At 68.3% G+C, this 21,002-nt stretch carries 23 protein-coding genes; 1 reads left to right on the plus strand and 22 read right to left on the minus strand.

The window, feature by feature from the left end; translation table 11 throughout:
• Nucleotides 1-8 precede the first annotated feature (8 nt).
• From D7Y11_RS19660 to D7Y11_RS19765, 22 genes are all read right to left on the minus strand, one after another.
• Nucleotides 9-2,702 (minus strand): phage tail tape measure protein, encoded by a 2,694-nt coding sequence (locus tag D7Y11_RS19660; RefSeq protein WP_126934455.1) that lies wholly within the window; start codon nucleotides 2,700-2,702, stop codon nucleotides 9-11.
• Between the two features lie 3 nt (nucleotides 2,703-2,705).
• Nucleotides 2,706-2,897, minus strand: coding sequence for a hypothetical protein (locus tag D7Y11_RS19665; protein WP_126934456.1), 192 nt, complete (start codon nucleotides 2,895-2,897; stop codon nucleotides 2,706-2,708).
• Entirely contained in the window at nucleotides 2,894-3,667 is a 774-nt protein-coding gene (locus D7Y11_RS19670; RefSeq protein ID WP_126934457.1) for a hypothetical protein, read from the minus strand. The genes D7Y11_RS19665 and D7Y11_RS19670 overlap by 4 nt, the downstream gene beginning before the upstream one ends.
• Before the next feature lie 1,006 nt (nucleotides 3,668-4,673).
• Nucleotides 4,674-5,135: a phage tail protein gene (locus D7Y11_RS19675; RefSeq protein WP_126934458.1), complete on the minus strand. Its 462-nt coding sequence runs from the start codon at nucleotides 5,133-5,135 to the stop codon at nucleotides 4,674-4,676.
• 11 nt (nucleotides 5,136-5,146) lie between these two features.
• Entirely contained in the window at nucleotides 5,147-5,797 is a 651-nt protein-coding gene (locus D7Y11_RS19680; RefSeq protein ID WP_158629168.1) for a phage tail sheath family protein, read from the minus strand.
• A 31-nt stretch (nucleotides 5,798-5,828) separates the two neighbouring features.
• On the minus strand, nucleotides 5,829-7,364 hold the full coding sequence (locus tag D7Y11_RS19685; protein WP_158641963.1) for a phage tail sheath protein: 1,536 nt from the start codon (nucleotides 7,362-7,364) through the stop codon (nucleotides 5,829-5,831).
• A complete protein-coding gene (locus D7Y11_RS43340) occupies nucleotides 7,361-7,690 on the minus strand; it encodes a hypothetical protein (RefSeq protein WP_158641964.1) in 330 nt (109 codons plus the stop codon). The genes D7Y11_RS19685 and D7Y11_RS43340 overlap by 4 nt, the downstream gene beginning before the upstream one ends.
• On the minus strand, nucleotides 7,687-8,589 hold the full coding sequence (locus tag D7Y11_RS19690; protein ID WP_126934460.1) for an IPT/TIG domain-containing protein: 903 nt from the start codon (nucleotides 8,587-8,589) through the stop codon (nucleotides 7,687-7,689). The genes D7Y11_RS43340 and D7Y11_RS19690 overlap by 4 nt, the downstream gene beginning before the upstream one ends.
• The gene (locus tag D7Y11_RS19695; RefSeq protein ID WP_126934461.1) at nucleotides 8,589-9,185 is read right to left on the minus strand and encodes a hypothetical protein; all 597 of its coding nucleotides are present in this window, start codon (nucleotides 9,183-9,185) and stop codon (nucleotides 8,589-8,591) included. The genes D7Y11_RS19690 and D7Y11_RS19695 overlap by 1 nt, the downstream gene beginning before the upstream one ends.
• A 7-nt stretch (nucleotides 9,186-9,192) precedes the next feature.
• Nucleotides 9,193-9,837 carry a hypothetical protein gene (locus D7Y11_RS19700; protein WP_121755088.1) on the minus strand — a complete coding sequence of 215 codons (645 nt, stop codon included), beginning with the start codon at nucleotides 9,835-9,837 and terminating at the stop codon, nucleotides 9,193-9,195.
• Complete coding sequence (locus tag D7Y11_RS19705; RefSeq protein WP_126934462.1) at nucleotides 9,834-10,127, minus strand: hypothetical protein; 294 nt, start codon at nucleotides 10,125-10,127, stop codon at nucleotides 9,834-9,836. The genes D7Y11_RS19700 and D7Y11_RS19705 overlap by 4 nt, the downstream gene beginning before the upstream one ends.
• Nucleotides 10,124-10,648: a hypothetical protein gene (locus D7Y11_RS19710; protein WP_126934463.1), complete on the minus strand. Its 525-nt coding sequence runs from the start codon at nucleotides 10,646-10,648 to the stop codon at nucleotides 10,124-10,126. The genes D7Y11_RS19705 and D7Y11_RS19710 overlap by 4 nt, the downstream gene beginning before the upstream one ends.
• Nucleotides 10,648-11,286: a hypothetical protein gene (locus tag D7Y11_RS19715; RefSeq protein ID WP_126934464.1), complete on the minus strand. Its 639-nt coding sequence runs from the start codon at nucleotides 11,284-11,286 to the stop codon at nucleotides 10,648-10,650. Before D7Y11_RS19715 ends, D7Y11_RS19710 begins: the two co-directional genes overlap by 1 nt.
• Nucleotide 11,287: 1 nt before the next feature.
• Complete coding sequence (locus D7Y11_RS19720; RefSeq protein WP_126934465.1) at nucleotides 11,288-11,665, minus strand: hypothetical protein; 378 nt, start codon at nucleotides 11,663-11,665, stop codon at nucleotides 11,288-11,290.
• Nucleotides 11,666-11,673: 8 nt separating this feature from the next.
• Complete coding sequence (locus D7Y11_RS19725; protein ID WP_121755093.1) at nucleotides 11,674-11,901, minus strand: hypothetical protein; 228 nt, start codon at nucleotides 11,899-11,901, stop codon at nucleotides 11,674-11,676.
• A gap of 101 nt (nucleotides 11,902-12,002) precedes the next feature.
• Complete coding sequence (locus D7Y11_RS19730) at nucleotides 12,003-12,614, minus strand: phage major capsid protein (RefSeq protein WP_126934466.1); 612 nt, start codon at nucleotides 12,612-12,614, stop codon at nucleotides 12,003-12,005.
• 44 nt (nucleotides 12,615-12,658) lie between these two features.
• Nucleotides 12,659-13,345, minus strand: coding sequence for a hypothetical protein (locus D7Y11_RS19735; protein WP_126934467.1), 687 nt, complete (start codon nucleotides 13,343-13,345; stop codon nucleotides 12,659-12,661).
• Nucleotides 13,342-14,694 carry an XkdF-like putative serine protease domain-containing protein gene (locus D7Y11_RS19740; protein ID WP_126934468.1) on the minus strand — a complete coding sequence of 451 codons (1,353 nt, stop codon included), beginning with the start codon at nucleotides 14,692-14,694 and terminating at the stop codon, nucleotides 13,342-13,344. Before D7Y11_RS19740 ends, D7Y11_RS19735 begins: the two co-directional genes overlap by 4 nt.
• Nucleotides 14,695-16,283: 1,589 nt before the next feature.
• The gene (locus tag D7Y11_RS19750; protein WP_126934470.1) at nucleotides 16,284-17,363 is read right to left on the minus strand and encodes a head morphogenesis protein; all 1,080 of its coding nucleotides are present in this window, start codon (nucleotides 17,361-17,363) and stop codon (nucleotides 16,284-16,286) included.
• Nucleotides 17,344-17,625, minus strand: coding sequence for a hypothetical protein (locus D7Y11_RS19755; RefSeq protein WP_126934471.1), 282 nt, complete (start codon nucleotides 17,623-17,625; stop codon nucleotides 17,344-17,346). Before D7Y11_RS19755 ends, D7Y11_RS19750 begins: the two co-directional genes overlap by 20 nt.
• Nucleotides 17,622-19,421 carry a phage portal protein gene (locus D7Y11_RS19760; protein ID WP_126934472.1) on the minus strand — a complete coding sequence of 600 codons (1,800 nt, stop codon included), beginning with the start codon at nucleotides 19,419-19,421 and terminating at the stop codon, nucleotides 17,622-17,624. The genes D7Y11_RS19755 and D7Y11_RS19760 overlap by 4 nt, the downstream gene beginning before the upstream one ends.
• Nucleotides 19,418-19,618, minus strand: coding sequence for a hypothetical protein (locus D7Y11_RS19765; protein ID WP_126934473.1), 201 nt, complete (start codon nucleotides 19,616-19,618; stop codon nucleotides 19,418-19,420). Before D7Y11_RS19765 ends, D7Y11_RS19760 begins: the two co-directional genes overlap by 4 nt.
• A 244-nt stretch (nucleotides 19,619-19,862) precedes the next feature.
• Between D7Y11_RS19765 and D7Y11_RS19770 the strand changes: the two genes are divergently transcribed.
• The gene (locus D7Y11_RS19770) at nucleotides 19,863-20,756 is read left to right on the plus strand and encodes a hypothetical protein (RefSeq protein ID WP_126934474.1); all 894 of its coding nucleotides are present in this window, start codon (nucleotides 19,863-19,865) and stop codon (nucleotides 20,754-20,756) included.
• Nucleotides 20,757-21,002 lie beyond the last annotated feature (246 nt).

The raw sequence follows: 21,002 nt of genomic DNA on the forward strand, positions 1-21,002 counted from the left end.
CCCGCCTTTCAGTACGCCGGCATGGGGGAGAAGCTGCGGGAGGCGGCATCCCTCTCGGCGCGCGCCGTGGCCTGGGCAAGGACCTCGCCATCCACCTGCAAGCTGACGAGGACGGGCGCGCTGGGATGCGAGGCTGGCTGCGAGGAGCGCACCTCGGCCTGGGGCAGCGAGGCCTGGAGGGCCGCCACCGCCGGCATGGATGAGGATTGCAGGGGCCAATCCACTGGCGAGGTGGGCGAAGTGGTGGTGACGACGGACGCGGGTGCGGCGGCGCTGCCGGTGGAGTCCTCAAGGCCGAAGGCGACGGACAAGTCCCGATGCAGACCCAGTCGGGCCGTGCGCAGCGCCTGCTGGAGGCCGGTGTTCGCACCGAAGAGGCTTGCCACCGCGTCCACGACACCGAGGATGGCGCCTACCAGCTCCAGGAGGACGCCGGAGATGGCGTCGACCGTGCCGAAGACGATGAGCCGCAGCCCTGTCCACGCCTTGGCCCAGTTGCCGGTGAGGGCCCCGCCCAGCGTCAACACCACGCCCCAGAAGACGTCGACGATGCCGGAGAAGGCCGCCAGGGCCGCGTTGAGGATGCCTCCCACCACGGACACCACGAGGGAGACGGCGGACACCAGCACGCCCACGACGGTTGTGATGTTGCCGATGGCAAACCCGATGGCTTGCCCCATGGCCACCCAGATGCTGCTGCCGTCCCTCGCGGCGGAGCTGGTGCCCAGGAGGCCAGAGAGCGCCCCACCGAGGACGCGGCCCAGGTGCGCGAGGCTGCCCAGGAGGACGTCGACACCGGCCTTCATGTAGCCCCACTGCCCCGCCAGCCCTTCGGCCATCTCGGCACCGGCCGTCATGCCCATGACGACGAAGTCGAAGACGCGGGCGAGGGCGCGCCCCACGGTGGCCCCGGAGGCGCCGAAGGCAGCGAACTTCGCGGCGGCGGTGGCCGCGTCGTCCCTCTCGGAGAGGAAGCCCAGTGCTGCGCCCACCCGCCCCAGCGTCGCCTGGAAGGCGTCGAGGGTGGGGCGCGCGGCCTCCAGTCCGGCGGAGAAGCCGTCGGCGATGCCGGAGAAGAAGCTGTGGAGGCGATGGCCCCACAGGTAGAGGTTGATGAGGAAGTCCTTCAGCCCGGCGTTCTCCGCGCGGCCCAACTCCTCCCGCACCGCACCGGAGAATCCCCCGTCCTCGAAGAGCTGGGCGAGGCCGCGGAAGGCGAGCGTCACCTGCTCCTGCACACGCCGCACGAAGTCGCCCAGGCCGCCGAGGTTGTGGCGGAAGGCGTAGGCGAGGCCGGCCACGGCGACGCCCAGGAGGGCAACAGCGGCTACCGCTGGCAGCACCGTGGCCAGGAGGCCTCCCAACGTGAGGCCCAGCACCTTGAGACCCACCACCATCAGCGCCAGGCCCACCTTTGCGGCAATGACGGCGCCGACGAGGGTAACCAGGCCACCAGCCCCGAGCGCGAAGGCCGCGAAGGCGCGCTTCACTGGGCCGGGCAATGCCTGGAAGACACCCAGCACCTGCTGCACCGCGCTGGCGACGAGGGTGACGAGGGGCTTCAGTACCTGGCTGAAGGGCTCTCCGAGGACGATGGCCAGCGTCTCCAGGTTGCCGGCTAGCAACGTCTTCTGGCCCTCGAAGGTGTCCAGCATCTGCTCGCGGAACGCCTTGGCCGTGCCGCCCGCATTCTCGAACTCATCGCGCAGGTGCTTGAGGGCCGCTGCGCCGCGGACGACTTCGCCGGTGTCCTTACGGATGCCGTTGGAGAACTGCGTGAGGATGGCATTCACACCACCGAGCGCCTCGCGGCCGAAGGCCTTCAGCAGGAAAGCGGAGCGCTGCGCTGTCGTCATGCGCTCGAGGGCGGGCGACAGCTTGTCGAGGATGTCGAGGAAGGAGAGGAAGTTGCCTTTGGAGTCGGTGACGGCGACGCCCAGGCCGCGCAGGTGCTTTTGTACCTGTGGATCCGCCATTCGCTCCATGGCAACGGCCACGGCGGTGGAGGCGCGCTCCACGCCGGGAACGACGTTCTTCACGAGGCCGAGGGCGATGAGTGTCTCGGGCAGGGACTGGTTGAGGGCTTGCGCACCACGAGCGGCGGTGCCGAGGGCCAAGGGCAACTCATTCGCGCTAAGCGCGAAGACGTTGACGGCCTGGAGCATCTGGTCGACGGAGATGGCGGCCTTGTCGGTGGAGATGCCGAAGGCCTTCATCGCCTGCGACGCGAGGCCTGCCGCGCCTTGGGGCGTCAGCTCCCCCAACGAGCCACCCGCCAGGTCCAACACCGGCAGCAGTAGCTCCATAGACTCAGCGGCGCTAAAGCCGGCCTGGGTGAGCTCGCGCAGGCCCAGCACGGACTCGGTGGGGGTGAACTGCGTAGCGAGGCTTGCTTGGATGGCAGCGTCTCGTAGCTGCCCAAGCACCTCGGCTGAGGCGCCAGAGACGGCGGCTACACCCGCCACAGCCTGCTCGAATTGGCCGGCGGTGTTGGCCAAGGACAGCGACGCGCCGATGGTGACGGCGCCCGCCGTGAAGAGGGCCATGGCAACGCCGAGCCGCTGGAAGGCGCTCTCAATCCGAGCAGTGCCCAACCCCACGCGCCTGTCGAGGGACATGAAGTTGCGCTCCACCCCCTGAAAGGTGGCGGAGGCCAAGTCCCGTGCCGTGAAGACGAAGCCCAAGCCGAGGTTGTTGAGCATGCGCTACCTCCGCTTCGCGGCCTTCTCCAGCGCCTTGGCCTCCTGGGCGCGCTGCTGGCCCATGCGCTCGAGCAACCAGTCCCTGTCCGAGGTTGGCAGCTCCAGCGCGTCACCGAGGGGAGCTGCGAGGCCGCTGCCGCCGTGCTGCTGCCAGCACAGTTGGAAGAGGCCCTCGCGCCACTTCTCCAGCGTCACGTCGGGAAAGAGGTGGAGCGCTCCCGGCGCCTCGCTGTCCGGGCTTGCCCCGGAAGGAAGAAGCCCCGGTCGAAAGGGAGCTCCACCTCCTGCCGCAGGAAGCACTCGGGGCACTCAACTTCGAGCGTCGTGTCCACGCCGCAGTCGACGCGGTCGAACTCGTCGACGAGGTAGTCTGCGTCGCGCAGGGTAAGGTCCTCGAGGAAGCGGCGCTTGTCGCGTGCGTCCACGCCGTCGATGTCCAGCACCCGGTAGGCGAGGACAGAGGACAGCAGCTTCTCCGGCGCTGCGCGCTGCAACTGCGGTAGCCGCCGTTCGTCCTCCCCCGTCAGCAACCTGAAGCGCACGCGCTTGCCGGAGTCGGGCAGCGTCGTCTCGAAGCGGTTGCCGGCCATGAACGCCGCGCGACTGTCGTTCGCGAGGGCGCGCACCGGCAACTGCGTCAAATCCAGCTCCCAGTCGATGCGGGAGCGGCAGGCAGCATTCTGGCAGGGGACGGCGAAGACGTACTCGGGGCCGTAGGTGAGGACGCGTACCTGGAGAAGCGCGAAGAAGCGGTCCCCCTGCAGCACCCGGCCCCAGTCCACCTGCCCGTCTGCGAAGGCGTAGGGGCCCGCCTCCAGGATCTCTTCCCAGCATGCGGAGAGCAGTTCATCTACCTGGCCGCCGCTCTTCGCCAGTTTGCGGTCCGCGAGGACGCGCTCCTCTCGCACCTTCATGCCGCGGATGCGGCCCGTCAGCCCCGAGGGGCATGAGATGATGTCCGCCATGTCGTCCTGCCTCCGGGAAGGACAAAGGCCTCGGGCGGCAAATCGGGGACATAGATTTTTGAAGTGAGGTTATGCTGGCCGCATGCCACGTGCGGAGTTCGAAGAGAAGTCGTTCGAGGCACCGCTTAATGCCCAGTTGCTGGCGGGAAGTACTCACCTCTACGCCCCGGGGCAGGTCCTGGAGTCTGCAGTTGGGTTTGACTCCGCAATGTGGACCAATAACGTGGGCTTCTGGCAGTTGTGGGGCGGGGCATCTGGACCTCCTGGTGGCTCATTCTTGAATGCGTCGTGGTGGGGGCCTTCTGCAAGTTCGCTTCCGCCTCTGCCGAACTACAACCTGAATCTCTTTCTTCAGTACAAGAGGCCCGCTCTCTTGGAGAGGTCGAACGCATCCGAGTGGGCCCAATGGAATCAGCCCTATTTTCGGTATGGGATTACTCCTCACCAGCAAACTGCGCTTGAGAAGTGCGCCCAGGGGCTAGGCCTGAATGGCCTCGTTGTGTACGCGTCGCCCTCATTTTGGACGCTCGGTGACCTATTCACGCATACCGTTCAGGGCTCGCTCGTTGGTGCGACGAACTTCGTTGAGGCCTCCGCCCTGACGGGGCATGGCGCGTACACCTATGTCGCTTCAGGGACGCACGGCATGGCATTTAGCGTCCCGGCAAAGATTCCAGTGCTCTCGGGCTCTGGTGGGATCCCTGAGCGTATTTCCAGGATTCCGGAGCCTCCTCGAGGCTCTAATATTTTCCAGTTGGCGGATCGTGCCCTGAGTAATGCGGTCGACCCACTTATCGATCTGGATGAATTTGGTCGTCGCATACAGGAGGTGGGGGCTGCCCTTCGTGGTGCTTTGGAGCCGGGAACGCTTGGTGATGATGGATTTGTGAATGTTGTTATCCCGTATCTTCGAGCATCCTTCCTGTGTGGGTTCCTCGGCCTTGGGTGGCTGATAGGCGGCTCGAAGGCGAGGGGGTAGCAATGAGGATGTCTCGAAGGCGCGAGGCTATTTCGTCAACTCGAAGAAGTCGTAGGTGAGGGTGACGGACTCGATGACGTTCTCGTCACTCTCGTTGTCCCACTCGCCCGCGACGAACTTCACCGGCCATGCACGGGACAGGCTCCACCGGCGCAGCGTGGTGCCGTCCCGATCCTGCTGGACGATATCGGAGTTGCGCTTGTAGAGGCCATCCGGCAGACCCAGTCCGCTGGACATGTGGACGACGTCCTGGAACCAGTCGAAGAGCTGATGGTCCTGCGTGGCGCCTCTCTCCAAGGTGACGTCGGAGAACGTAAGGCGCCCAGGGGACTTATTGGGGATGAGGCTGCCGCCCTCGAAGTATTGGATGTTGGCGACCTCGACGGACAGCTCGCTGCACTTCTGGAAACCCGCGTGGCCGATGTCGTCGATTTCGACGAGGAACTTGAAGCGCTTATGGAAGCTGCGCGGCTGTCCGATGATGGCCATGGCCAGTCTCCTTACAGGCCCGCCGAAGCCAACTCGGCTTCGAGGGCGCGGGTGTCTTGGGCGATGCGCAGGACGATGAACTCGGCGGGCTTGTTGGTGGCGAGCCCAATGCGGGCCACCAGCTTGCCGGCGAAGACGACGGACGGTGGGTTGAGGGCGTCAGAGACGTCGACGAAGAAGGCCTTGGCGGGCTCCTGGCTGCGGAATGCGCCATTCTTCATCTGGGCGAGGAGGAAGGCCGCAATGGAGCGCCGCACCTGGGCGCGCAGTCCCTCCGTGTTGTTGCGGTGCCGCGCAAACTGCAGCCCCGTCTTGAGACTGCGCTCGATGAAGGACACGCCCCTGCGCTCGGCGACGTAGGGGAAGTTGCCGCTGGCCTTCAGTGTGCGCGAGCCGTCGATGAAGCGCGGCAGGCCGGGCCCCGTGGTGAGGGGATTGATGCGGCGAGGGTAGACGATGTCCCGCTTCTTCTCTTCGAGGACCTCCTTGGTCTCGAAACCGAGGACGCCGAACATACGGCCGGCCTCGATGCCCGCAGGCGCGTCGTACACCCCGCCGGGGCGCGCGCCGTCGTTGCGCGCGAAGACGCCGGCGATGATGCCGGAGGGCGGGACGACGAGCTGCTCCACGTTGCCGTAGACGCCGCGGGCGGGGTTGAGCACCTTGACGCGCGGCCAGTACAGGGCCGCGTGCTCAGAGAGTCCTTCGAGGGCGGCCTCCTGCGAGACGTAGGCGACGATGTCCGTGGAGCTGTAGCCCGCAGGCGAGTCGAGGACCGCGAAGACGAGGCCATCGCGCGCTACCTCGCAGTAGCGCACCATGGCGTTGTGGACGGCGGGGGTGGCGCGCCCGGGCACCAGGAGGAGGGAGAGGTCCTGCACTTCGTCGAGCGCGTAAAAGGCCGCTCCGGCCGGCCTCGGAGCCGATGAAGTCGGTGTCGTCCAGGCCGACGAGGCCGTCCGCGCCGGCCGAGAGGGCCACCGTCTGCACGTCAGGAATTGCGTCCGGCTGCACCATGAAAGCCTGGATGTAGGTGGAGCCTGTGCGCTCGTCATTGACGATGCGCTCGACGTAGCGCGCGTCGTCCTCGGACGCGGAGAGGTTGGGGAAGGACTCGCGGTAGGCTCCGTCCTCGAGGACGAGGACGTCGAAGGTGTCGGGGGCACCGTTGGTAGAGGGACGCACCTCCACCTCGATGCGGTTGGCATAAGCGCCCGCGTCCTTGGCCTCCAGGTGGAGGACGTCGGTGGCGCCGGAGGCGTCGCCCGTGTGCGGCAGTGCGTCCAGGCCGAGGCCGGAGCCTGCGTCGCCCTGCACACGCAAGGAGGCGCCAGGCCCCGTGGGCTGGGTGAGCAACTGCAGCGTCCCCAGGGAGGAAGGCGCCACGCGGACACCCGCCACCGAGGCCTCCACGAGGGCGCGCACCTCGGTCAGTTCGACGGCGCGCAGACTCTGGACGTTGCCACTGCCCACCTGAGGGCCGCCGGGGAAGCCGAAGACGGTGCCTGCGATTTCGTCGCCCACCTCCAGACGGCTGGAGGCGCCCTGGGTGTCACTGGCAATCCTCAGCACACCCTCCGCCACGGTGGCTCGCCCGCCGACGATGCTCGCGTTGAGGACGGTGGCCACCTCCTGAGCGGTGGCCTGGGTGATGTCTTCGAAGTCCCCCTCGTTGAAGGTGATGAAGACGTCCCGGCCGTCGTCGACGCGCACGCGGAGCGACTGCCCGGCGGTGAGGGCATAGGGCCCCGGTCGGCCAGCGGCGACGGAAGCTGCGGCACCGGAGAAGACGACGTCCGCCGCCGCGGCGCCGTTGGCGGATACCTCCAGACGCTGTCCGTCGGCCAGCGTGAAGGGGGGCCGCAGCGTGCCGCGCACGACAGCGGGCGTGGGCCCTCCGCCCGTGGTGAGGGCCGCCGCCGCGCGCGTGGCCGTGTGTGACTCGGGGTTGGAGGCGTCCTCGTAGTGGACGGTGCGCACCACCCAGAGGTGACTGCCGCCATTCTCGAAGAAGCCAATGGCGGCGAGGGCCAGGTCGGAGTCTGGTGTGAAGCCGCCGAAGGTGGCCTGGTAGTCCTCCATGGAGGTGCATAGCACTGCCTGTCCGATGGGGCCGCGCTCCGCCAGACCGACAGCGCCGGCCACGGAGGTGGGCACGGAGGGAATGCCGCGGACGCGCGGCTCCTCCTCCTCAAACACGACTTTCGACGACAGCAGCTCACGACTCACGAGGCACCTCGCTTCTTCCGGGACGCGCGCGGCGACGCTTCCGGCGCGGTAGAGGGGGGCGATGACGGCGGGGCGGTAGGGGCCTGTCGCTTCAGGGTGACTTCGCCCTGGCGGATGGCAGCCGCCACAGCGGGCACGGAGAGGGCCGCTTCGGGCACGTCCTCCAGCGTCACGCCCGTGGCCAGGGTGAGCGACGAAGGCAGGCGCCGGCCGCCACGGCCAGGCTGCACGCCGCAGGCGCACGCGCCGCGCGCCACGCAGTACGACTCGTGGGGCAGCACGAATGTGACGAGCCTGCCCAGGGCATTGGTGAGGGTGACGCTCATGAGGTGCCTCCGGAGAGGGAGTCTGTTTCGAGGTGAGTGCTGGCGACGGCCTTGCCGATGTCGAGGGGCAGGCCCTCGTCCACGTCGAAGCCGCGCACCACCAAGCCCCACGTGAAGGCACGCACGTCGTCGCGGCTGCCGAGCTGCGTGCGCACCTCGCCGTCCGCGTCCACCTCCCAGCGCACGGTGCCGCGCGAGGCGTCCTCTGCGTCCCTCGGCATGGCCAGCCAGCGGTTGCGGTTGAGGAAGGTGGCCACGGCGGCCATGAGGTTGAGGAACTCGGCGGTGCGCTCGGAGGCCACCGTAAGGGTGAAGGCCAGGTCCGCCGTGTACGCGGGGCGTCTGCGCACCAACTCCGCGCCGGAGGGGCCCTGCACGACGTCCTCGTGCAAGACGTTGGTGGAGTAGCGACGACTCTCGCGCAGCGTTGGGCCTGACAGCACCACGGAGGGCAACGAGGCCATGGCGATGACGTTGAGGCCGTCGGCCACCGTGTCGTCGTAGTCGACGGAGACGCTGGCGCTGACGTTGGCCACCACCTGCCGCTTCAACTCACGCAGCAGGGTGCGCACGAGGCGGGTGAGGTCCGCTTCCTTCGCGACGCGCGGGCGCAGGTAGCGGTACGCCCCCGGAAGGACAGCGGCCTCTCCTGGAATGGGGCGTCCGTCCGCGGAGAGGTTGTGTAGCTCCGCGTCGACGGCGCCCACCTCATGGGCCGGCGTCCGCACGTCCGCGAAGTGGGTGCCTGCCTCTTCACGGACAGAGAGCACCTCCGCGCGCAGCCCGCCCAGGCGCACTGCCACCCGTGCGGCGAAGCCAGTGCCGGCGAGGCGGAGAATGTCTCCGCCGCTGGTGGGGCCCGAAGAGGGCGTCACGGAGGTGAGGGAGGGAATGGCCATTACCCGGGCTCTCCGAGGCCCAGTTCCTTCGCGATGCGCGCGAGGAAGCGGCGGCTCGCGCCCTGGCGGAACTTCGCAAATGCTGGCCGGAGGAAGGGGCGCGCGGGCGTCTGCGTCACAATGACGCCGCGCCCACTGCCGCCAGTGCGCGCCTGGCCGGCCTGGCGCAGGAGCGCGAAGAGGAAGCGCCGCATCTTCGGCGTCATGGGGATGACGACGGGCGGACCTCCGTACTCCTGCAACTGCGCCACGTCGACGAGGGACTCGCCGTCGGGACTCTTCGCCGAGCGGGGCACTCCGATGAAGGCCTCGTCGCCCTCCACGACGACGGAGATGGAGTTGCGCAGCACACCAGAGACGAGGAGGGCCTTCGTCCCGCTGAAGCCCGCGAGCTGGCGCGCCGCCAGCGTGAGGGGCGAGGGCGGGCGGAGCGGCTCGCCACCTGGCGCCTGCTGGGTGAGGCCCTGCACCACCTCCTTGCGCAGGGCGTGTGCCTCCTGACGAAGGGCCGCCTGCATCGCCCCCTCAAGGCGCGACGAGCCCGCCGCCAGCAGTTGGCGGGCCCGTGCCCAGTCTCCGGTGCGAGAGACGGCCATGGACGCCTCAGCCCTGCTTGGCCCGCAGGTGGGGGACGTGCGAGTTGAGCCACTCGAGGGCCACGTGCGTGGCCTCACTCACCACCGCGCCGTGGCGGACGGACACCGAGGTAAGGGCCAGGGTGTGGGCGGCGACCTCCACGTCCTCCGGCCGGCAGCCGTAGTGCTTGAGGCCCTCGGCGATGGGCCTCACGGCGGGAAGGGTGCCGTAGCGCCAGTAGTGCAGCTCTAGGTTGCAGGTGTATGCCTCTGCCTCGTAGCGGGCGCGAGCGGAGGTGCTGGTGAGGTAGGCCAGTTCGTAGCTGGGGCCCTCCTCGTCGTGCTGGACGACGTGCTGGTGCTCGTGGACGCACACCACCACCTGGGCCCACAAGTCCCAGCTCCCCTTCGGCACGCCTACCTCGAAGGGCAGGTAGAGGGTGCGCCCCACGGTGGTGGCGTACTTCTCCAGGAAGCGCTGCCTGTCGAGGATGCTCATGCGCTGCAGCGCTTCGGCCGCCAGCTGCATTTCAAGGGAGTCGGCCTTGTTGGCCGTCTTGGTGCGCAGGCGCGACTGCATGTGCTGGTAGAAGGCCCACACCTCGGCGGGTTGAATCTCGCCGCGCTGGAAGAGGGCGCCCACGCCAGGCAGGGACTGGAGGTAGCCCTTCACAGGACACCGCCTTCCGTGGCGCCGACGTCAGCGGTGCCCGCGTCCATGGTGGTGGGCAGGCAGGTGTGGCCCGCGACGCCCTCCTCGTTGACGTAGGCGCAGCTGAAGGATGCGCTGCTGTTCTCGCTGACGGCGTCGCAGTCGGCCAGCACCTGCCAGTTGCCGTCACCGTTGCAGATTTCGGCGACGTTGCCGGCGCAGCGCGTGGACACCGGCGCGCACCCGTCCGGCGCGCGGCAGCGGGTGAGTAGGGCGGTGGCGAGAAGCGGGGCGAGTAGCAGTGCTTTCACGTGAGTCCTCGGGCTTGGGGCCTGTCGTTGAAAGTGACGAGAAGGAGGTTGCGGCGAGGCCTCCGGCGCTGGAGTCCGAAGCCCGTGGGGCGCGCCTCCGTCACGTAGAGCCCGGGAGGCGTCCTCACGGCCTGCACGAGGGTGCCCGCGACGTCGTAGAGGGCGCCCAGCCTGTCGCTGGGGCGGATGAGGGCGTCGCCCGTGGCCGCGTCGACGAGGCCGAGGCGCTCCAAGTCGCGGAAGTGGAAGACGAGTTCGAAGCTCGTCCGGGGGCTGTTGCCGGAAGGAGTCATGCGCAATGACTCAAAGGCATCCGGCTCCACCTGGCAGGGGACACGCACGGGCGGGAATTCGCGACGGAAGGCTTCGGCCAGGCCGTCGTCGTCCGAGTCCACCAGTACCGGCTCGCGGAAGTCCGCGTCGTACCCGCTGGCATGGAGGCCCGGGCCGGGGCCCGCCATGACGGTGGTGTCCAAGCGGTGCAACTCGGCCAGGAAGGGGAAGATGAGCCTGCCCCTCATCAGGCCGCCCCGGGCAAGGAGGGCTTCACGTAGGGGGAGATGAGGGTGTCCACCTCCGGCTCTCCGGTGAGAGGTCGCACCGCGGGGCGGACACTGTCGAGGCGGTAGCTCTGCTCGCGCGTCCTCTCTTCCACCACGCGCCAGCGCGTGCGCTCCTCCAGGGAAGCCTCGTCCGCCAGCGGCGAGAGGCTGCGCAGGACGAGGAGCATGCAGGCCCGACGGATGGCGGGCGGCGTGCGCCCCTCGGGCGTCCCGTCCGCTTCGGTGTAGCCCCACCGCGCGCCCACGGTGACGTTGCCCTCGCCACGCGGGAAGACACGGCCATGCCGGAAGGTGATGCGGGGCCCGTCGAAGCCTGGCCCCACAGGGGCACCCACGACTACCAGGTGCTCCCGCGAGAAGGACACGTCCGCCCCGTAGAGGGCCAGGCGGTAGAGGCGGATGGGGGGCAGCGGCAGCCAGAGGGAGGGGGTGCCTCGCCCGTCGAGGTGCAACGTCGCCGAGCGCGGCTCGAAGTGCCACCCCGTCACCTTGTCGATGGTGTGCGTCGCCTCGTCGAGGAGGACGGCCAAGCGGGTGTCTCCCGCCATGGCCGCAGTGACGCCCTCGGCGCGCATGTCGGCCACCGTGGCGTACACGTCAGTCCTTCTCCCGCTTGGCGCGGCGGGTGTCCTTCTCCTCGCTGGCCTTCGGGAGGTCCTCCGTCGTCAGCGTGCCGGCGGGCCGCGCTGAACTCAGCTTCAGCTCGTCGCTGGCGCTGCGCTTCACCTTGGCTTCGTCAGCCTCGGTGGCGTCGAGGGACTTCGCCTCGGCCTCCGTGCACACGTCAAAGGCGAGCGGCGAGTAGGTGTCGCCGGGCAACTGGTGCACGGAGCGCAGGTAGTCCGCCACTGGCTTCTCCACCCGATACCAGCCGCGCTCCTCCTGGAACTTGATGCCGGCATACGTGTAGCGCCGCAGGACGTGGCCTCGGCGCGCGTCGTAGGCCTTGAGTCGGACGAGATAGGTGTTGTCCATGGTGGGCCTCACAGCTGCACGTTGATGGCCTTGGCCGTGCCCGCTTCTTCCGCGAACTTCGCGTCGAAGCGCAGCGTGGCCACCACCTTCAGCGTCCCCTCGGAGATGTCGCGCGCCGACTCGATACGAATCTGTCGCCAGATGCCGACGTGGATGTTCTTCGGGTTGCACAGGAGGATGGCCGTGCGGTCATTCGTCGCGCCGAGGTTCTCCGGCCACAACGGGATGGGTCGCACCGGGACGCCCGAGTAGAGGACCGGCGCGTCACCCTCGAGGAACTTGTCGCCGACAGCCGTGGCCCTCTCCGCCAGCGTGCTGCGGTAGTCCAGGTCCGCGTCTACGCTGGTAAGAGGAACCCCATGCTGCTCTTGTCGCGCAGGTGCTCCGAGGGCAGCGACTTGAGCAGGTCGCCCAGGACGTCCTTGGAGATGGGGGCGCCGGCCGCGTCCACGACGTTGCTGATGGCCTGCTTCAGCACGCCGTCCAACGTGGCGAGGAAGGGGTCCGCCGAGGCCGTGTCCCCGTTGACGAGGATCTCCTCCATGTCGCGGCTGATGGCGTCCGCCATCATCTCCATGAGGGTTTGGCGCAATTCGCCGCGCTCGATGGAGTCCTCCAGCACTTCGTCGGAGAGGCGCACCTCGCCCTTGAAGAGCTTCGCGTCGAGCTCCACCTGCGAGAGGTCGGGCTTCACGCGTTGGGCCGCGGGGACGGCGGTGGCCTCCTGGCCAGGACGAAGGATGCGGCTGCCGAACTTCAGCTTGGAGAACTGCTGCTTGGGGGCAGCCATAGGCACGACGGTGCATTGCTGCAGGAGCACCGACTGCTTGATGAGGAGGCGCATGAACTTCTGCGCCTGGGCGGGCTGGAGGATGCCGCCGCCCGCCGTGAGGTCGGCGAGGGCCAGGTCGGCCTTCTCCAAGAGGGTGCGGTTGTCGAGACGACTCATGGGGATTCCTTGGGCGTTGAGGCTTCCTGGGGCGGGTGGGGACGTCAGACGTCGTGGAAGGAGAGGGCCTTGTCGACGCTCTCCCGGTTGAGGGGCTTGTTCATGTCGAGGGGCCAGCCGACGTCCTCGGCGGAGGGCTTGGGCGGGCGCTCCGCGGGGGCGCTGCTGTTGGGCAGGCCGAACTGCTTCTCCACGCGGCCCAGGCGTTGGTGCTGCTCCTTCACGGAGCCCTCCAGCGCGCGGACAGCGTCGGTGAGCTTCGTCAGACCGTCCATGACGCCGGAGGACGCGGGGCCCGGAGCGGGCGGAGCTGGCTGTGGAGGAGGCGCGGGGTTGGTGGCCTTGGCGCGCGCCTCGACGTCGTCCTCGTCGTCTTCGTCCTCGTCCTCGTCCTCCAGTGCGTCGGCCAGCGCGCGCAGGTGCTGGGCCACCTCCACCACGCGCACGCCGTCGATGCCGTCCGTGGAGGTCAGCGCCTCGACGAGGGCTGTCACCGCTTCGAGGGCCTGTTGCGCAGAGGCGAGGACTGCGTCCTCGGCCTTGGAGGTGTCCGAGGTGGTGCTGGTGGCACCCTCGGCCTGCGCGGTGTCCTGGGGAGCGTCGTGCATGTCGTCTCTCTTCACGAGGAGGAAGCGGTGCTTGTTGGCGGCCCTGTCCACGAGGGACACCTCCTCCACCACCATGTCGACGAGGCGGTGGACGGACGCGGGGCCTTGGGTGGTGCTCGTCATGCGGCCTCCGGCTGGGACTTAGCGGAAGGGGTGTCGGAAGGAGGCGTCTCGGCGGCCGAAGCCTCGGGGAGGCGGCGTGCGGTGCCGCCAATGGAGAAGCCCGTCAGCTGGCCATCCTTCACGCGGCTCCAGAGCTCGTCGGAGAGGACGCGCACGGCGAGAAGCCAGGTGCCCTTGCGCACCTGCACCTCGCCCAGGTTGAAGTCGACGGGGGCCAGGTAGCTCTCCAGCACCTTCACCTGCCCGTTGACGCGCAGTTGGTGCATGAGGCCGAGTCCGCCGAACTCCTCCATGAAGCGGTGCGCCGCCTGGCGAATCTCAGCGGCGGAGTAAATGTCGCCTTGGGCGTCCACCGTCTCCGGCTCCAGGACGACACCCAGGACATACCGCTCGTCGTCGGGCGCGACGCCCTTGAGGAGGGACGCCGTGGTGACAAAGGGGGCGGCGCCGGGCGGCTCCTCCGGCTTCCAGTCGTCCACGGCGAAGTGGCCGTCACCTACCAGCGCCTTCGCGGCGGGCTGGTAGTTGGAGACGAGCAGCTGCGTCAGCACAGAGGAGCCGCCCACGCCGCGCATGGCGGCGATGGTGCGAGGCGTGCGGATCCGCTTCACGAAGAAGTCGGAGCCCTTCAGCAGTCCGGGCAGCTTGCCCCGAATGCCATACGTCATGAGCCAGCGGCCTTTGAGCGACTTGAGGACGCCGTAGAAGCGCTCCTCGTCGAACTGGCCCTCGCCGACATCGACGTTGTAGCCAGGATAGGGCGGGTCCAGAAAGAAGACGGTGTCCTTCCCGTCGTACTTGCGGACCACCTTCTCGTAGTCACCGCCGTACACCTTCACGCGCTTGAGGCGCGGGGCGAACTGCTCGATGCGCGAGAGCGTCTTCGCCGCGATGCCGGCGCCACTGGGGCTGAAGCTGCGCCCACGCAGCTTCCCGTAGGAGAAGTGCGTCAGATAGAGGAAGCGGTGCAGGCGCTCCACCTCTCCCTGGGGCTTGGCGTCGAAGAGACTCTTGAAGGTCTTCTCGTCGCCTACCCATGGCAGCTTCTTCAGCTTGGCCAGGCCTGCGGGCGTCAGCTTCTGGAGGAGTCGGTAGGCGTCGGCGATTTCGGTGTCCGCGTCGTTGATGGCCTCGACGTCCGAGGGGGCCTTCTCGAAGAGGACGGCGGCGCTGCCGGCGAAGGGCTCCACGTACGTCTTGTGCGCGGGCAGCATGGCCACCAGGCGCTTCGCCAAGCGCTTCTTGCCGGCGGGGCTGCCCCAGATGGTCTTCTCCACCGGCTCACCGCCCTGGAGGGACTCCAGGACGTGTCGGGCGCGAGTGATGGCCTTTGTGAGGGCGTCACCCATCGCGGAGGCCCTCAGGGTCGAAGCCCCACGACAGCTCCCAGGAAGTAGGGAGATTCAAGTCGTGGGGCCAGACGGCGGGCGTCGCCCCGACCTTGACAGTGGCGACCGACTCCTGAGTCGTCGTGTTGCCCTCCTGATTCGGAGGTGAGGTGGGGGTGTGTGTCGAGGTGATCTGCATCGCGGTTCGTCTCCGGCAGAGACAAAGGCCCGCGGCGCAAAATCGGGGACATGGCTACGCGATGACACCTCCGAACTGTAGGGAGCTTGCTTCGACGCAAGGAGTACGAGGGAGGAGCGCTTAGGCGCTTGCAGCTCACTCATCTCGTTCGCCTACGCCCTTACCGCCCGTTGCGACTCGCCGCCCTGCGCGCTTCCTCTCGCCGAGCGTCATCGGCTCGCTGGCGACGTCGCTCATCCTCTCGCCGAGCGTCTTCGCGCTGCTGGCGACGCCTCTCCTCCTCGCGCCGGTCGCTTTCACGCTGCTGGCGACGGAGCTCCTCCTGCCTCATCTCTTCTCGCCGTGACGCCTCTCGTCGTGCGTCCTCCTTCTGCTCGAGGCGTGCTGCTTCCTGCTTCTTGGCGTCCTCCCCCCAGTGAACTTCACGCCAGATGGCTGCTGTGCCGCGCAGCTTGGCTTGAGGAGGGGGTGGGAGGGCGTCAGCACCTGCTTCGGGTGGGGATGGTGCACGTGAGGAGCCTCCTGCTCGGAGGCTTCGGTTATCGACGCAGACGCCGTTGACGCAGGTATTGCCGAGGAAGCACGAGGCTTGCGGCCCGCATGACTCTCCGACGTCACGGTAGTGAGTGACGGGCTTCGCGCACCGTCCCCTGGAGCAGGTGAATCCAACGCAACACTCCGAGGTCCCCTCGCACGAAGCATCCGAGGAGCCACATGTCAGGGGGCCTGCGAGCGTGGGGGGAACGCATGCCCCTTCGCGACACACGAGGCCGTCGCAGCATGAGCCGCCAGCCCTGCACGGTGAGTCCATAGGGGTGCACGAAGCGGACGGAGTGCAAATGCCGGTAGGAAAGGACGCGTCGGGACGGACTCCCTCACAGGTGAAGCCTGGGCAGCACGTGTCGGAGGTAGCACAGCGGCCGCCTCCACGATTGCAGGAGAGACTTGGGCCCCTGGCGGTGCGGCAAGTGCCTTGGGCGCAGACATTCGCCGAGGAGCAGCAGTCCGCATTGGTCGTGCATGGTCCATCGCTGTGGCTGCACTGGAGGGAGCTGGCAAACGCAGGGAGGGAGATGCAGAGCTGGAAGAGAAGGAGGGCGAGGGCGGGGCGGGACATTGGCATGGAGGGGAAGGGGATTCGCGAGAGGCAATTCGTCAATTGCAGGGGATGTGCCGGTGCTCCTGCAGGTCGCCAGCCTCTCCAGGCACAGCGGATGTGCGCCGGAGGGCCTGTCCGTGCCCCGGGACGGGGTTGGTTCTTTCTGGATGGCGCCGACGTGAGAGTTGGCGAGTTTGGAGGAGGCCCAGGGCGGATCTGCGGGAGCGAGTCGCACTCGCCCGCTGTCGAGCCGCCTGTGTTGCGTACTCCTTCGCCGGAGATCCTCACCCGAACAGCGAAGGATGGTGGCTCTCACGTGACGGCGAGCGTCGTCGTGCGACAGAGGCCGTGGTACGGCGGGAAGCCCACGCCTGCGTCCGCGAGCTGCCTGTCCGAAGCGAGCGCGCGGAACTCGCCAACGTCGTCGCGTGTGCCGGCGGCGGAGCGGAGCACCTCGGCCAGACGCGTCTCCTGGCCCCCTCGGTTGACGTAGAGGAGGGCTCGCCCGGTGTCCGCGTCGAGGCGCTCCCTCACCCAGGGCAGCTCCTGCTTCACGTCCTCGGGTTGGCTGAGGGACTCCAATCGCTCGAAGCGCTGGAGGGCCTCGCCTACGGAGAATGTCTTCCCGTGGAGGAAGCGGCACACCTGGGTGGTGGCCTCGTCGAGGACAGCCTCGATGCGGTAGCGGCGGATGCCGGCCTCGGCGTAGCTGCTCATCTGACTGAAGGAGCGCCCCTGTCCGATGAAATGGCTCGCCACCACCTCCCAATAGAAGGGGGCCCGCTCGATGAGCGCGCCGCGGGCGGCCCGCTCCAAGGACTCGGCGATGTCGCTTCTCCCCAGGCCCGCCTCCAGCCCCTCAGCCACGAGCTGCCGAGCCTCTTGGCCGAAGGCGTCCAGCCGGCGCCCGTACTCGTCCCGCACGAAGTTGCCCTGGGTGCGGACGATGTGCTGGGCCACGCGCCTGTCGACGGCGTTGAAGCGGGCGGCGAGGGCGAGGCCCTGCTCTCGTCGGGCGTGGCTGCGGGTGGACGCCACCACCTCTTCGGCTGCGTCACCGAGGGGCGCGTGGATGCGGGAGGGGATGACGGCTGTCCGCCGGCCAGCGGCCTCCAGGGCCTGGGCGACGAGGCGCCTGCGCTGGGCCGCCGTCGTCGTCCTCCAGTCCACGTCGAGGACGGCCACCGTCTCTCGTATGGCGTCTACATCCGCGCGCCCGACAGCGCGACGGAGGCGCGCGGCAAGCAGGGCCACGGCGCGGTCCATGCCCGCGGCGGTGCCAACGTCCAGGGCCTTGGCCACCGGCAGCCGCAGGATGTCTCCCAGGAGGGTGTCCGCCACTGCCCGCGCCTCATGCAGGAGGAGGAGGCTGTCAGCTGGGGCCGTGCACACGGGGCACCTCCTGCGCCACCAGCTCCACGGGACTGCGGCGCTTGGCGCGCACTTCGACGCCGGCCGCAGTAGGGGAGAAGACGACGTCGTGGCTCGCCGCGCACCTGTCACACAGCGCGAAGACGAGGAGGCCGTTGCGCCAGAGCGTCGTCGTCTCCTCAAGAGGGCCGCGCCTACGGCACATGCGGCACTCCAGGACACCGCGCTCGGCGTCGGCCTGGGCCTGGAGCACCCACGCGCGCTGGAGTTGCTCGGGCGTCATGGGGCCTTCTCCGAGAACCAGGTGTCGAACTCCGCCCGGGGGACGGCTACGTGCTCGGTGTCCATGTAGCGCCGGGCCAGTGCCAGGCGCCCTTGGGCCAGGCGCTCCTCCTCAGCCCGAAGCTCTTCTCGCAGCCCCAAGAGGCGCTTCGCCTCGCTCAGCAGCGAGCCCCTGTCCTTCTGGGGCTTCAAATCTTCGACGCCCGTCTGGATGCCCGCGAGTGTGAGGGTGATGGGGCGCTTCACCCAGTCGTCCCCAATCTTGCGGAACTCTCGGTGGAAGATGTCGCCGGCCAGGTGACGGCCCTCCTCGGGGGTCAGCACGCCCACGCGCACCAGGCGCTCCACCATCTCCGTCATTCGCTCTGGGTCTCTCGTGGCAGTCGTCTGGCTGCGGAAGCGCCAGAAGCGCACGCCCATGTCCGCGAGCACCTTGCGGTTGAGGAGGAAGTCGAACTCGTCGCGCTCGGGCTGGAACACCTGGTCCTCAGCGAAGCGCAGCTGTGCCTCCGCCACCGAGCGGTTGAAGTCCCGTCCGTCGCCGCGCAGCAGCGGCGGCAGGCGGAAGGCGCTGCCCACCTTGTCGATGTTGCGCTGGTCGTACTCCTGGAAGAGGGCGTCCTGCTGTTGGGCGTCCGTCAGGGGGCGCAGCTCAATCTTCGCGCGGCCTCCATCGCCGGTGCCGGCGCCGTCCGCCTCAAGGATGAGGATTTTGTGAAAGTTGGCCTTGCCCTTGAGGTTCTCCTCGATGAAGCGCTCGATGCGCGGCACCGAGGCGTCGGAGAGACGCCCACCGGAGACGAGCAGCGCCAGGGGCGGGACGGACTTGTTGTTGAAGTAGAGGTAGTTGACCTCCTCCATCTGCCGGGAGCCGAGAACGGACAGCAGGGTGCCCACCCAACGAGGAATGCCGTAGGGCGAGCGCGGCGAGTGGATGGCGAAGTGGATGATCTCCGTGGCGGGTCCGTCCGAAGCGTCCGCGGCCTTGAGGGTTGTGACGTCTGGGAAGGCGCGGCCGGTGAGGCGAGAGATGACGCGCGGGTCCCCGAAGGACTTGAAGTACACCCGCTCGCTGCCCTGCACCTGAATGTAGCGGCGCAGGCGTCTACGGGTGGTGACGGTGTCGAAGCTGACGGCGGAGATACGCACGCGCTCGCGCACCTCGACGGCCTCCTTGTCCAGTGGGAGGAGGCGCACGGTGAATGAGGGCACGTACACGAAGCGGGCGATGTCGCCCTTTCCGTCCCGCAGCACCTCCCAATAGGCGTTGCCCGTCACCTCCAAGTCATGGCGGGTGCGGCGGCGCAGCTCGACGAAGCTGGAGTCGAAGCAACAGAAATCGAAGAAGGACTCCAGGCGGGCCTTCTCCACCCGGGCCTGCTGACGCACCTCCTCTGCATGCGCGGCGACTTCCTCATCCGTGGGGCGCAAGGGCGTCCCCGGAGGCAGCGTGCCCGCGTCACGCGCGGACAGGCGCTCCAGGGCCATGGCGTCGGCCACCTTTCCCTGTGCCCCGTCGGCGTCGAAGTCGATGGCGGGCTCGAAGCGGAATCCGAAACCGTCGATGTTCGTCGCGTAGGCGTCGACGTTCTGCCTCAGCGAGTTGGAGTGCTCGACGAGGAGGCAGAGGGCCTCCGGATCGTATGGAGGCTGAAGGGCGCCCGCATCGCTGAAGGCCAAGGCCTCCTCGCCACCAGGACGGCTGGCGGGCTCGTCGACACGGGCGCCTACCACCACCGCCTTGAGGATGTCCTGGAGACGCTCCTCGGCCTGGTGGACCTCCGCGGGCACTGTCACGGGCGGTCCTCCACGTAAGCCAATAGGCCCGTGGGGGTGTGAGAGACGGCGCGCACGCGCTGGCCGCGGGCCGCCAACTCGCCGTGGAGCGCATCAAGCAGGCCGTCGAGGGTGGACGCCTCGACGGTGAAGCCCGGCTCGGGGTGTGGCGCGCCCGAGGATCCGGAGAGAACGAAGACTTTGACGTCGCGCTGCACACGGGCCTCCCCCATCAGGTGGAGGCAAGGCGCGCGGTGGGAGGGACGCCCTCGACGTGAGAGGGCGGTGGGGAGCCGCGCGCCTCACCTCCAGCGAGGGCAAAGGCCTCGGGCCCGATTTCGGGGACATCGGGTGTGCGTGCTTTGGGGTTGTGTCGAGACGAACTGCGACACGCCAGGGAGGGCTCTGTGGCGCCGGCCCTGCCGAACACGCTGAAGCAATCTTCAACGCGGAGGAGACACCATGGACACCTACCGTGTCGCGAGACTGCCCGCGCGCCTGCGTGGCTTCGCGCTGCCGGACACGAGCAAGTCACCCGAGGGCTATGTCGAGGCGGGCGACTATCTCGTGCTCGAGGAGAAGGCCCGCTACCCCACGCCCGATACCGACTACGCCCGGCTGATGGTGCCCCAGTTGAGCGGGCTCGACACATGGGTGTGCACGCGCTGGCGCACGCAGCACTACGCGACGCTCGTCTCCCAGGAGGGCGCCCCTGCCATGGCCCGGCTTTCGTTCGCCAATGAGCCGCTGGCCATCCAGGAGGAGCGTCTCTTCGCGCTCCTGTGGGCGTTCGTCGACTACCGGTACGACGTGAGCAGGGCGTACTACCCGTGGGCGCTGCCTGGCGTCCGTGTCCCGTTGGCGCCGCCCCGACTGAACAACTGCTGCACCTTCGTCGAGGCCTTGCTCGTGAAGGCCTTCTCCGAGGCGCATCGCGCGGCCTTCTCGTGGGACGCGCATCGCCACCGGCAGATGATGATTGCTCCCACCCAGGACTACTTCTCCCCCGTGACGGCGGCCGTCGAGTCCGGCATGGCCCTGGTGGCACCGTCGGCGGATGTGCCGCCCCACCCGTGGACGCTCATCCAGGGGTGGCGCAGCCAGTGGGGCTCTGGGCACACCTTCCTCGTCGTGGACTTCCACCCGGAGACGGACAAGGTGTTGGTGCTGGAATCCAACGCCGCCTTCCGGCTCGACGGCGTCGGCTACCGTGGCCTCGGCAACCTGCGGGACGTCGGCCGCCAGCCGCCTGCGGACTGGTGGACGCGGAGCGAGGTGTGGACGTGGCGCCGCATCTGCTCGACGTACCCCTTCCGGCGGCAGGGCTGGTTGAAGGTCAAGGGGCCCAGTCCATGAGGGCACTCAACCAGCGCGCTCATATCGACTTGCGGCCAGTGTTTATGTTGTACCTGCTCGATTCCGATGTCGTAATGATTGTGTGCTGTTTTTGTGCGGGCTGAATGAGAAGAGGCAGGATGATGGACGAGATTTTTCTGACACCTGAGCAGCGAGTAACGTTTGGGATAGCGAGCGAGGACGAGGAGCGGGAAATTTTTCGGTGGAATATGGCCCGCATGGGGGTGGTGCTGGGGCGTGATGGGC

The sequence above is a fragment of the Corallococcus sp. AB018 genome, assembly GCF_003986945.1.
Taxonomy (GTDB): Bacteria; Myxococcota; Myxococcia; order Myxococcales; family Myxococcaceae; genus Corallococcus; species Corallococcus exiguus.